General features: G+C 32.3%; 14 protein-coding genes and 2 pseudogenes. 12 read left to right on the top strand and 4 right to left on the bottom strand.

All coding sequences use genetic code 11. The annotated features are described in order from the left end of the window. The 8 genes from OZ002_RS11725 to OZ002_RS11690 all read left to right on the top strand — a co-directional run. A partial coding sequence (locus OZ002_RS11725) for an ATP-binding cassette domain-containing protein (RefSeq protein WP_325083385.1) occupies positions 1 to 399 on the top strand: 399 nt, incomplete at its 5' end. Between the two features lie 113 nt (positions 400 to 512). After that, positions 513 to 650, top strand: coding sequence for a hypothetical protein (locus OZ002_RS11720; RefSeq protein WP_002303562.1), 138 nt, complete (start codon positions 513 to 515; stop codon positions 648 to 650). Positions 651 to 1,091: 441 nt separating this feature from the next. Further along, positions 1,092 to 1,472 carry a MobC family plasmid mobilization relaxosome protein gene (locus OZ002_RS11715; RefSeq protein ID WP_129150440.1) on the top strand — a complete coding sequence of 127 codons (381 nt, stop codon included), beginning with the start codon at positions 1,092 to 1,094 and terminating at the stop codon, positions 1,470 to 1,472. After that, complete coding sequence (locus tag OZ002_RS11710; protein WP_010729193.1) at positions 1,454 to 2,368, top strand: relaxase/mobilization nuclease domain-containing protein; 915 nt, start codon at positions 1,454 to 1,456, stop codon at positions 2,366 to 2,368. Before OZ002_RS11715 ends, OZ002_RS11710 begins: the two co-directional genes overlap by 19 nt. Then, positions 2,328 to 2,606, top strand: a complete 279-nt coding sequence (locus OZ002_RS11705; protein WP_080116626.1) for a hypothetical protein — start codon at positions 2,328 to 2,330, stop codon at positions 2,604 to 2,606. Before OZ002_RS11710 ends, OZ002_RS11705 begins: the two co-directional genes overlap by 41 nt. Before the next feature lie 6 nt (positions 2,607 to 2,612). Continuing rightward, on the top strand, positions 2,613 to 3,302 hold the full coding sequence (locus OZ002_RS11700) for a hypothetical protein (protein WP_010729192.1): 690 nt from the start codon (positions 2,613 to 2,615) through the stop codon (positions 3,300 to 3,302). Positions 3,303 to 4,155: 853 nt separating this feature from the next. Beyond that, on the top strand, positions 4,156 to 5,088 hold the full coding sequence (locus OZ002_RS11695; RefSeq protein WP_010729199.1) for a replication initiation protein: 933 nt from the start codon (positions 4,156 to 4,158) through the stop codon (positions 5,086 to 5,088). 15 nt (positions 5,089 to 5,103) lie between these two features. After that, entirely contained in the window at positions 5,104 to 5,625 is a 522-nt protein-coding gene (locus OZ002_RS11690; RefSeq protein WP_010729200.1) for a DUF536 domain-containing protein, read from the top strand. A gap of 344 nt (positions 5,626 to 5,969) precedes the next feature. Here the strand turns inward: OZ002_RS11690 and OZ002_RS11685 are convergent, their stop codons facing one another. After that, on the bottom strand, positions 5,970 to 6,431 hold the full coding sequence (locus tag OZ002_RS11685; RefSeq protein ID WP_010729227.1) for a helix-turn-helix transcriptional regulator: 462 nt from the start codon (positions 6,429 to 6,431) through the stop codon (positions 5,970 to 5,972). 132 nt (positions 6,432 to 6,563) lie between these two features. On the opposite strand from OZ002_RS11685, the gene OZ002_RS11680 reads away from it, so the two are divergent. The 3 genes from OZ002_RS11680 to OZ002_RS11670 are packed head-to-tail and all read left to right on the top strand — an operon-like array spanning position 6,564 to position 9,495. Next, the gene (locus OZ002_RS11680) at positions 6,564 to 6,938 is read left to right on the top strand and encodes a lactococcin 972 family bacteriocin (protein ID WP_000713874.1); all 375 of its coding nucleotides are present in this window, start codon (positions 6,564 to 6,566) and stop codon (positions 6,936 to 6,938) included. A 53-nt stretch (positions 6,939 to 6,991) separates the two neighbouring features. Beyond that, on the top strand, positions 6,992 to 9,118 hold the full coding sequence (locus OZ002_RS11675; RefSeq protein WP_010729228.1) for a bacteriocin-associated integral membrane protein: 2,127 nt from the start codon (positions 6,992 to 6,994) through the stop codon (positions 9,116 to 9,118). Next, on the top strand, positions 9,115 to 9,495 hold the full coding sequence (locus OZ002_RS11670; protein WP_325083380.1) for an ATP-binding cassette domain-containing protein: 381 nt from the start codon (positions 9,115 to 9,117) through the stop codon (positions 9,493 to 9,495). Before OZ002_RS11675 ends, OZ002_RS11670 begins: the two co-directional genes overlap by 4 nt. Before the next feature lie 22 nt (positions 9,496 to 9,517). Here OZ002_RS11670 and OZ002_RS11665 read toward each other — a convergent pair whose 3' ends face one another. Together OZ002_RS11665 and OZ002_RS11660 are read right to left on the bottom strand one after the other, a co-directional pair. Continuing rightward, a complete protein-coding gene (locus OZ002_RS11665; protein ID WP_325083378.1) occupies positions 9,518 to 10,198 on the bottom strand; it encodes an IS6-like element IS1216 family transposase in 681 nt (226 codons plus the stop codon). A 74-nt stretch (positions 10,199 to 10,272) separates the two neighbouring features. Then, positions 10,273 to 10,512 (bottom strand): annotated as a pseudogene (locus tag OZ002_RS11660) (IS6 family transposase); the annotation flags it as partial. A gap of 73 nt (positions 10,513 to 10,585) precedes the next feature. Here OZ002_RS11660 and OZ002_RS11655 point away from each other — a divergent pair. Further along, positions 10,586 to 10,693: pseudogene (locus tag OZ002_RS11655) on the top strand (IS3 family transposase); the annotation flags it as partial. Between the two features lie 234 nt (positions 10,694 to 10,927). On the opposite strand, the gene scrK reads toward OZ002_RS11655, so the two are convergent. Continuing rightward, positions 10,928 to 11,800: a fructokinase ScrK gene (gene scrK, locus OZ002_RS11650; protein WP_002292418.1), complete on the bottom strand. Its 873-nt coding sequence runs from the start codon at positions 11,798 to 11,800 to the stop codon at positions 10,928 to 10,930. Positions 11,801 to 12,060 lie beyond the last annotated feature (260 nt).

Below are 12,060 nucleotides of genomic sequence, written 5' to 3'. Positions count from 1 at the left end.
CGAAGAAATCATATTAGCTATTTATTTCAAAACTATGCTCTTCTTGAAAATCAAACAGTACAATACAATTTCGAATTAGCAAAAAAGTTTAACAGTAATATTTCCAATGATCATATTTATAATTTATTAACAGATTTTTCTTTGCCAAAAGATATCTTAAAAGAAAAAATCTTTCTCTTAAGCGGTGGAGAACAACAAAGAATAGCATTAATTAGAAATATGTTAAAACCATTTGATATATTATTTGCAGATGAACCTACAGGAAATTTAGATAAAGAAAACTCAACTTTTATAATGAACTTTCTGAAAAATTTAACAGAAAAAGAAAAAAAAGCCGTTGTACTAGTAACACATGACTTAAATGTTCTAAACTATGGAACTAATATTATAGAATTATAATTTTTACCCGTGATGCTAGCTGATTTAAAACTAGCACCACGGGTATTTATTTTATATTCCATCTCTCCTATCCCAAAATTTAAATAATCACTTAATAAAAAGGAGGCACCCAAGTGATTTTATTGAAAAAAGAGTATGAAAAATTTTATGATAGACTTATTTATTCTTTGCAATTGCCAAAAAAATTAAACCGTCAATTACAAAAGACTTATGAAACTAAATCAACTGAAGAATGGGAGAGTTATTGCTAGATTTTTGGTAGAAGTAACAAAAAGTGGACATATTATCATAATGACTCGCCGAAAGTCTGATAAAAAATTGGCTAAAAATATTGCTGAATGTTTAATAAAACTATCAGTTTTAGCTAAATAGTTAGTAGTTTACACAAAAAAGCATTTATGTTTTTTGTTGCAAAGCAACAATTTCATCTTCGGTGAAATAAGCGAAACTTTACAAAAAGTGGCTAGCATTTGCTAGCTTTTTTTGTATTGTGGAGCGTGGGTTTTGAGGGGGATTCAAGGGGGAGCTTGCGCCCCTTTGACAAGCGGTTATTTGCACCAAATACGGAGGTATTTGGCTAGCAAATATAAAGCTTGCCAAACCCTTTTAGTGAGCTTTACTCATTGTACCTTTTTAGGTACAATGATATTGCGAACGATACGTCCGTAGGACGTACTGAAAGGGTGGGACTTATGAGCGAACAAAATCAAAATTTGGCTAGCAATTCTTCTAAAAAATATACCTATCGATCCGAGCCAAAACAAATCAGTTTTCGAGTGAGCGAATCCGAATTTGCAAAGCTGAAGCAATCGGCTGAAGCTTTGCAAATGAGTGTGCCGGCTTTCGTGAAAGCCAAGGCACAAAACGCGCGTCTGGTGACACCGAAAGTGGCGCCAGATATTGCCCAGGCAATCGCACGCGATTTAGCCAAAGCTGGAGGGAATATCAATCAAATTGCCAAGTGGTGCAATACACACCAACACGACGTTGCTCCTGACGACGCCCAACGCTTATCCGAAAACCTAAAAATCATGCAAAAGGAGCTACAAAAGATATGGCAACAGTTAAAGTAAGTCGAACCACTTCCTGTAGCCGAGCAATCAATTACGCAGAACCACGAGCAACCGTCAAAACAGGAATAAACTGTGACATTGATTATGCCAAAAGTGAAATGAAACAAATACGTATGCTTTACGGAAAAGACGATCATGTACAAGCACACTTATTGATTCAGTCCTTTCGACCAGGAGAAATTACCGCCGAAAAAGCCAACCAGCTAGGAAAAGAATACGCTGAAAAAATCGCACCAGAATACCAAATCGCGATTTACACGCACACAGATAAAGAGCATATCCACAATCACATTGTCATTAATTCGGTCAATTTAGAAACAGGAAAAAAGTTTCAAGCACATGGTCAAGCATTCCTAGATAAGTGTTACGATATCAACGACGAAATTTGTTTAACTCATGGTTTAAGTATCACTGAACGAGGAAAAAAAGAAGAAAAACGAACCATGGCTGAAATCAAATTAAAAGAAAAAAATGAACCTGTTTGGAAAGACGAAATTCGGATTGCGATTGATCAAACAATGAAAAACAAGAAAACCAGAACCTATGACCAATTTTGTGATTCCCTCAAAACATTCGGCATTCATTGCTTCAATCGCGGGAAAAATTTCACTTACGAATTGATCCACAAAAAGAAAAAAGTACGATCCAACAGACTAGGAAAGGACTACGAAAAGGAGACGATTTTACATGAGCTGGACAGACGAGAACGAACCTATAACCAACAGCGAACCAACGAGCTACGAAGAGCTCGAGCTAGCATTCGCGAAACTGCAGAAGAAGTACGAAGAGAACAACGAACTCTTACGCCTGAACAACCGGAAATTAGACCGGCTCGAAGAAACCATGAACAACACGTTGAAAGAGGAACAGACCACCAACAAGAATTATCGCTCTAAAACGTTAAAAGACATAGAAAACGAAATAAAGAAACAACGTGCTTTTCTCGTTCCTTATACGCAAGAAAGGATACAAACTACGATTGATTTACAAGTTAAAAAACTCCATCAAGAGCTATTAGACCAGCGAAATAAGGAACAGAAAAAGGTGCTTATTCAACGATCATTGGATTTTCTTGCCCCCTTATGTTGCTTAATCATGACACTGTTCGCCTTTTGGTTGGTATGGGGAGAATAAAAAGACATGGCATTCTATTTACCCTATCTACTCATTTTTGCCAGTATTTTAGGAATTATTGGAGGTAGCTATAAGGCTTATCAAACAAGATATTCATTAAAAGTATCTAGAATTCGATTTAAGCGTTTTTTATTACTCGGGGTTATATTTACCTTATCAATCGTTTTAAGCGGCTTATTCGGTGTTTTAGAGGGTAATAAACGCGTTTCTAGAAGTGTTTTATTAGGAAATGTCACTCAAAAGTATGAATCAGCACGTGATAAAAAGAAAAAAGAGCAAGCATTAACGCAAAAAATAGAAAAATTTACCGCTTATTATGAGGAAATGAACGATATTTTTGTGAATCAAGAAAAACGTTTGACGGATAAAAACATGGAAACACTCACTCGACTTTATCGGAATTTGCCAGAAAAACAGCAAAAAGAGTACCAAGAAAAATATGAACAAGTAAAAAAAGACGTGCAATATGTGAAAGATACGCAAACGGAAGAAGCGTGTTATGACTTATTCAGTGATACAATCCCTTTTTCAACTAGCGAACAAGAACGAAAAGAACGACAACAATCAGTCACATATGAACGCTATGAAATCTTGCTTCCACAGGCAACTAACATACAAAATCCAACGAAAAAAGAAACGGCATTAAATTATCTAGAAAGTGTCAAAGAATGGCTGGATCAGCAACAGCAAAATTGAATTTGATTGAAACTCATGTTAAACTAAATATGCAAATAGGTAATCATAAGATACACGAAAGTCCTAGAGAAGTCGGATTCTCTAGGACTTTTTTTGTGAGCTGATATCGCCTTAGTTGATTTTACTTCTTGTTTCGGTTATTCAGCCAATAACTAAATAAAGAGTTTAGAAGCTCAACAAGAAGGGCGCAAATAAAGTGGGTAATCATAAGATACACCTCCTTCCAGTCGCAAGACTGTCGGATAGGCGACAAGTTATTATATCTTAAAAAATTAAATCTGTGTGGTGTTTTTAAGTATCCCTTATTTTAGGGTTGTTAGGGCTTGCCCTGACCGCCTGTAAGGCGCTTTAAACTTCAGATAAAGGTTTTTATACTAAGACTGTCTTAAAACGGCTTAGACAAGCTCTTAGAGCCTTCCCTCTCCTTTTTGAACAACGGTTTTAGCAAAGGAGCCGGAGGCGACTGCGCAGGTATAATGTGAGAGCGTAGCGATCACACCTTTTTGGCGACCGTAGGGAGCGAGTTTTTGAATTAGCAGTTTAGAAAAGTTCGCGAACCTGTTTAAAGAAAAAAGAATTGTTTTTTTAGGTGGGAAATTTTGTCTCCCTCTTTTATAATCTTTTTTTAAACCTCTTTTTAAACCTCTTTACCGTCGGCTGTGTCCTTACTCCCCCAAGGGATACAAAATTTTATAGGCATGAAATTATCTGTTTATAGGCATGAAATTATCTGTTTATAGGCATGAAATTATCTGTTTATAGGCATGAAATTATCTGTTTTAGGTATTGTTTTTAGACATAATATGTCCTAAAATTATGTCAATAAAATCATTTAGACTGGAGTAACAAATAAATGGCAAATGAAATCGTAAAGTATGAACCAGAATTAAATACCATTCCTTTAAGAAAATTTACCCCAATAGAAATGAACTTGTTTTTTTCTATTGTCTCTAGAATGCGCGATAAAGGTAATCAAAAAATACGCTTTTATTTCAGCCAACTTAAAGATTTAAGTGCGTATAAGCAGACTGCAGGAGAAGTCTTTATAAAAGATTTGGCAAGAACATACGATCATTTGATGGATTTACGTTTCGGAAGAAAAAGCAATGGTGGATTAACCATAGAACGATTTACAATGTTTACTGATTTTGAAATTCATGGAGAAGTCGATAACCCTTATGTAGATATAAAAGTCCACGAAAAAGCTTTGCCTTTACTTAATAATCTAGAAAGCTGGGTACGTTTCTCTTTAACAGAATTTCGAGATTTAAATAGCAGTTATGCTAAAACAATGTTTAGATTGCTAAAACAATACCGAACTCAAGGATGGGCTGAATTTTCTAAGGAAGATTTTTTAGAGCTATTAGATATTCCTAAAAGCTATAGACAAACAAATATAAATCAGTTTGTACTCAAACCAATAAAAGAAGAACTAACTCCACTATTTAAAGGATTAACTATTCGTAAAAAATATGGCAAAGGTCGAGGTAAACCTGTTATTGGTTATCGTTTTACTTGGAAAGCTGAAATCAACCATGCTGACGATTTTTCAAAAGGAAAACAAGAAGATTTACGTATAAAATTATTTAATATTGAACATAATGGAGAATTAACACAAGAAGAAAAATGGCGCGCTAAAGATCGAATATTAAAACTTCCGTTAGGTACTCATGAAGCTGACTTTAAAAAGCAACAACAAACTGAAAAAGAAGAGACAGAAAAACGAGAACTTTCAAAGGAGCTCAAACAAGATTTAATAGGGAATTTACAAAACTTATTCGATTAAATATAAGGAGTATTTATGGCAGATAAAACAATCAAAGAACTTGCGGAAGAATTAGGAGTTAGTAAAACAGCAATTAACAAAAAAGTTTCTGACAAAAATCGAAAACTTTGGTTTGCAAAAATCGGAAACAAGTTTGTGATTAACGAAACCGGACAAAAAGCTATAAAATCAATGTTTTTCACCAATAACGCAAACTCAAATCAACAACTAGTTGGCGAAAAATCAAAAATCGAAAACCATAAAAACACCAACCAAGTTTCCGAATTAAAACTCCTTTCTTTCCTAGAAAAACAGTTAAATCAAAAAGATATACAGCTCCAAGAAAAAGATACTCAAATAAAACAAATGCAAAAGTTACTCGACCAACAACAACAACTCGCCCTACAAGCTAACCAACAAATTGAAAAACTGCAGGAACAACTACAATTGACTTATACGGAAAAAACTTTGGAAAATGAATCAACTACTGTTACTGAAGAAATAATAAACGATACACCACCACCTATTGAAAAAAAGTGGTGGAAACTGTGGAAGTAAAAAGAGAAATTATTTATGGAAAACAAAAAAAGACTGCTCTAACGAGCAGCCCAAAATGAGATTATCCTATTCATCAACATAAAAATATTACAAAATGAAGAACTAGAGAAGGACAAAAAAAGCATATCAAATCCTCTCAAAAATAACAAGTCTTTAAAAAATGACAGATAAAAATGCACAAAGAATTAGATATAGATAACCGCGAAAAATCAAGCTTTAGAAAGTTGCTTTTAGCTAGACCAATTAAAAATCACAAAGTGAGCGTCTCTATCCATTGGTAGAGGCGCTACTTGGCATACTATACATTATGTCAACTATGCAATTAAATAACTAACTACTTCATATTAGCTTAATAAAATAATCAAAATCACTAGGGGAAAAAACATTGTATAAAAAAATTTTTCATTTTTTAAATAAGAATAGTAAATATAAAAATAATTTAAGATATCTATTACTATTAATCCAGATAGAGCAAACCAAGTAAATATTCCGTGTGTAAAGCTAAAAAAATTCATTTGAATCAATTCAAATAAACCTAATATAGTAACAAATATATTAAAAATAATAGCTGTCAATACCAGTAAATTATTTTGTTTATTTTTTAAATTATCTTCATTTAAAATAGAATTTATGTTAGTACTATAAAATTCACAAATTTTTTTTAGTGTCTCTATATCTGGTGTTGTTTTGTTATTTTCCCACTTTGAAATAGTTTGACGTGTAACATTAAATTTTCTTGCCACATATTCTTGAGTATACCCTTTTTTCACTCTTAATTCTCTTAGCTTAGATCCTAAATCCTCCATTTTTTCTCCTATGTAAACGATTATTTACATAAAATTTTATCATAAAAATACTAACGCGCCAAAAAAGTTCTTTATTTTATAAAACACACTAAAATAAAATAATTCTAGTAAAAAAGATAGGAGAAATAAGTTATGAAAAAATTTTTATGTCTTTCTGCTTTAATGGGTGTCTTATTAACTAGTGGAGGAATAGTTAGTGCTACAGAAGCTTTAAATCTAGATGTACCCGAAGACCATACCGCCATTTACGGAGGAGGAATGGAAGCTACAGAAGAAGGATTTTCTTCTAGTAAATTGAGATATGCTGCTGGCGGCGGAGATTTCAACTGTGGGGTTAATGGATTTAAAGTTTATGCAAATTACTACCATGCTAGAGCTAAACATAGTGCAACAGCTAAAAATGGACGAGGCGGTCAAGTACGATCAGTTCAGAAAGCTGGAGTAAGAGCTTATGCAACATGCAATGCCACACTTACTGGAAATACTGGTTGGTGGAATGTTTATTAAAAAAGAGAATTTAAACTCTCTTTTTTATTTACATTTGAAAGGAAATTCAAAATATGTTAAAAAAAATAAACGCTGTTTTATCACTTTTTGTCTGCATTACAATACTATTCTTTTCTACTAATGTTATAAATGGTATAAAGACTTCTGAAGCGCTATATAAAAATACCGCTGAAATTCATATGCAATATAAAGATGATATGGACTTTAACAGTTATATAAACGCTTTGTATGAAATATCTACACAAGAAAATATTAATATTTCTCAATATAGTTTTACTGCTGTTAACCAACTAACTATTCTTGCTACAAACCCTAACGCTAACAAACACTGGAAATTTTCTAAAAAAAATATATTAGCAAGAAACGATTCTAAAGTCCATTATACTAATAACAAAAATTCTAAGTACCAATTAAAACTTCCAAATAATTTTTTAAATATAAATATTTATCCTTTTTCTCATGTGGAAAATATTGGATTAAGTGAAATATTATATGTACAAGGAAACTCAAACAAATTAATTCCTGTACTGAAAAAATATGGAACACCTACTATTTCCAATATCAATCAATCAGATACTTTTCAAATTAATACTAATATTGTTCTTGTTATCTGCTATCTTAGTATATTTATTGTAATTACTACAATTATATTTGCTTTTTCAAAAATGAAAGAAATCACTCTAAAAAAAATGTTAGGCTATAACTCTTTTGATACTATAAAAGATTCTATTAAAGAGTTAAACCTCTTATTTTGTTCTTTGATTATAACTTTCATTTTATCTATTTTTTTGAGCATATATTACAGTAACGAAAATTTTTTCCTATCATTTCTTCTATGTAGTATTTTTCATTTTATAATTAGTTTTTTATTTATCATAGTTACTCTAAGTATCTATCATTTATCTAGTATAAAAAATTATCTAAAAAATTCACGACCACTTAAGTTAAATCTTTGTATATTAAATATCTGTCTATTCTTAAGCATGATCCTTCTGTTAATAGCTTCTACAAAAGTAATAAATACCCATAATGAAGCCGAAAATAATTCTCTTAAATATTGGGAAAGAACTACTAATTTATATAAAACAAATATTACTAATCAATTAAATAGAAACAACACCGTAGAAGAAAATAACTACTTGAAAAAAGCTAGTAAATTTGTTTATAAAATACAGAAGAATTATAAAACTTTTATTATCGCGCCATACAATTACGCAACTATCCAAGAGAATAATAAAGAATTTTTTATTGGACAAAAAGTTTATCCAAATTTTGAAGACTATGTTAGTCAACCTGCTGGTGCAGGAATATGTGTTGATTTAAACTATCTAAAATATTACAATCCTATTTCTTTTGAAGAATCTACTGACTTAAATTTAATAAACTCTGATCCACTAACTACTTACATTCTAGTACCTAAAAAATATAAAGAATATGCAAAAATGATTGAAAAAAATTATTTAGAAGACATACAGTTTAGACTTGAAGACTCTCCTCCTCAAGCTCCTTATAAAACTCCTAATTTGAAAAATTTAAAAATAAAACTAATATTTGTTAATAATAACCAAAAGTATTTTAGTTTTAATACCTTATATGGAAAGGCAAAAGATAACTATACAATAACTGATCCCATAGTTAGAGTTATTAATCCAGAAATAACAGAATCATTATTTTGGGGAAATATATTGACTAGTGATGGTGGATTATTTTTTGATCAGAAACATACTTCAAACCAAAACTTTTTTAATCAAATTAATCCGTATATAAAAGAATTTAACCTAGAAAATATCATAAATTTTTCTTATTCTGTTTTTCAAGAAACTGGTGAATTATTATCTCAAAAAAAAGTAAATAAATTAAATGCATATCTACAATATCTTTTAATATTAGGATTATTTATAATAATTAATTTTCAAATGATTTTTGTTAGTTTTACTATAAATTCAAAAAAAATAGCTTTAAAAAAAATATTTGGATATTCACCAATAAGTCAAGTTTTAGATTTATGTTTACTCCCTTTTACAATAGAGTTATTTGCTACTATGTGTTTTCAATTGATATTTTCAAAAAACACTTACTTGTATTTTATAATTTTTATGATCTTTTTAATAAATCTAATTACTTCTATTATTATTTATAAAAAAAATAGTTTTAAATATTTTAAGGAGAATATTTTATGATATTATCAGTTGAGAATTTCACCCTGTCAATTAATAAAAAAAAGATCAAACAAAATTGGAACTTTTCAATATCAGAAAAAGATTTTATTATAGTAACAGGAAAAAGTGGTAGTGGAAAAACTACTCTGTTAAATAATTTAAGCCTAATAGATAAACAATATACCGGTAACTTATTCTATTTTGAAAAGAAAGTTTCTAAACATGATATACAACGTCTACGAAGAAATCATATTAGCTATTTATTTCAAAACTATGCTCTTCTTGAAAATCAAACAGTACAATACAATTTCGAATTAGCAAAAAAGTTTAACAGTAATATTTCCAATGATCATATTTATAATTTATGGTTCTGTTGCAAAGTTTTAAATAAAGAATAAAATCCCTTACGGTATCTATGATTTAAGCTGGGATTCCCAATAATACCTTGATTTCAGTACAGACCGAAAACCCGAAGAGAGTGCCTTCTTTTCGGGTTTTCTTATATAATCCTCGAATGGCTTCCATGCCTTTAATCGTGGTAGAGGCAGTGCGTAAACTTCGATAGAATTTATTGCGTCTCTTTACTGGACGATGGTCTTGTTCAATCAAATTATTCAGGTATTTAATGGTACGATGTTCTGTCCCTTGATAAAAGCCGTATTCTTTTAGTTTCTTAAAGGCACTTGTAATAGAGGGGGCTTTATCTGTGACTACAACCTTCGGTTCATCAAACTGCTTCATTAACCGCTTAAGAAAAGCATAGGCTGCTTGTGTGTCCCGTTTTTTACGTAACCAAATATCCAAGGTTAAACCATCTGCATCGATGGCTCGATACAAATAATGCCATTTTCCTTTAATTTTGATGTACGTTTCATCCATTTTCCATGAATAAAAGGATTTTTTATTTTTCTTTTTCCAAATTTGATAGAGTAGTTTGCCATATTCTTGCACCCAACGATAAATCGTCGTATGAGAAACGTTAATGCCACGATCATATAAGATTTCTTGAACTTCACGATAGCTAAGGTTATAACGAAGATAGTAGCCCACGGCTACAATAATCACATCCTGCTGAAATTGCTTTCCTTTAAAAGGATTCATCGTCATTCCTCCTGCTATCTTTTTCTATTATTCTACCTTATTTGATAGTAGATTTAAAACTTTGCAACAGAACCAATATAGGTCTCGTCCATTTTCCACGAATAAATGGACTGTTTGTTTTTCCTCTTCCAAATGTTGTAAAGTAGTTTCCCATATTTCTGTACCCAACGATAGACAGTGGTGTGAGACACGTTAATACCACGGTTGTACAGAATTTCTTGGACGTCACGATAACTCAGGTTGTACCGAAGATAGTAGCCTACAGCGACAATAATCACATCTTTCTGAAATTGTTTGCCTTTAAAATGGTTCATCTTCGTTACTCCTCCTAGTTCCTATTAAACTCAGTTTACCCTATAATGGATCTGAGGGGAAACTTTGCAACAGAACCAATTGGATGATTATATTCATTGGTATAATAATCAACGAATTAAGTTATCTTTAGGAGGGCTAAGCCCTCTTCAATATCGGAAGAAGCAAAGATATATTTGTTAAAAAGGTCCAAAAAAATATCCGCACCCCCTTTTTTTTGTAAAAAACTATTGCACAATACAAGTGGCCTACGGCTATCGAAATTTCCATAACTTTCGAGCAAGAATTTATCTCATTCAAGGCTTGATCTTCCAAGTAAAACAAAAACCAGTTAAGCACTCTGCCTAACTGGTTATGACTAAATTTTCAGTTGTATCTTTCTCTACCAACACTAAATGTCGAAGAGCCTTTTTTCGTTTATGAATGTAAGACCGCTTCTCGAGCCAATGCCAAACAACCGAGCGTTCCAGCGTTGTCTTCTAATGCTGGGGTCACGATATATTTGCTTAACTCAGGTGTTTCGACATACCCATTGACCAATTTTGCAAATGCGTCGTGGACGTTTTGCAGCATATGGCGTTGTTTCATCACACCACCGCCAAAAATGATCACATCTGGAGAAAACATCAAGGTTGTATTGTAGGCACATTGAGCAATATAGGAGGCTTCGATTTCCCAATAAGGATCATCTTCTGCAACCTCTTGTCCTTTTTTCCCTAAGCGTTTTTCGATGGCGGGTCCAGCGGCCATCCCTTCTAAACAGTTGCCATGAAATGGACAGCTGCCAGCAAAGTCATCTTTTGGATGAGGGACGACGAGCATATGCCCCATTTCTGGATGACTAAACCCTTCGATAAAGCGCCCTTCTTGTAAGGCACCGCCGCCAACACCCGTACCGATCGTATAGTAAACGACACTGCTCAATCCTTTGCCACTGCCGAAGACATACTCACCATAGGCAGCCGCATTGACATCTGTTGTCCAAGAAATCGGGATCGGAAATTCTTTTTTCATGGTACCGATGAAATCAAAATTTTGCCATGCCAATTTCGGGGTCGAGGTAATGTACCCATAAGTGGCGGAATCGCGATGGATATCGATAGGCCCAAATGAGCCAATCCCAATCCCTGCTAAATCTGCTTGGTATTGTTTGAAGAAGTCAATGACTAAAGGCATTGTTTCCTCAGGTGTCGTTGTCGGAAAGCTCACTCTTTCCTTGATCGTCATTTCTTCATCGCCAATGGCACACACAAATTTTGTGCCGCCTGCTTCAATTGCACCGTATAGCATAGACATTTCTCCCTTTATTTTAGAATGAAATCACTAAATAAATGACTATATATCATATTTAAATTATTTTTTTATTTAGTAACATGACAAGTAAATAACTACTATTTTTTCTTTTTGAATTTTTATCATTTTTTAAAATTCTAATAATTTTTCATACAATTGATATATGAAAAGATTAAATAAAATGTTATTCTCAAATATTTGATTAATCTATATTATTTGATTTTGGAAAGAAAATTCCATCTTTACTCAGGGAAATA

Source organism: Enterococcus sp. E4-150 (assembly GCF_035726465.1).
In the GTDB taxonomy this organism is placed as follows: Bacteria; Bacillota; Bacilli; order Lactobacillales; family Enterococcaceae; genus Enterococcus_B; species Enterococcus_B faecium.
This window is presented reverse-complemented; position numbering and strand designations above follow the sequence as displayed.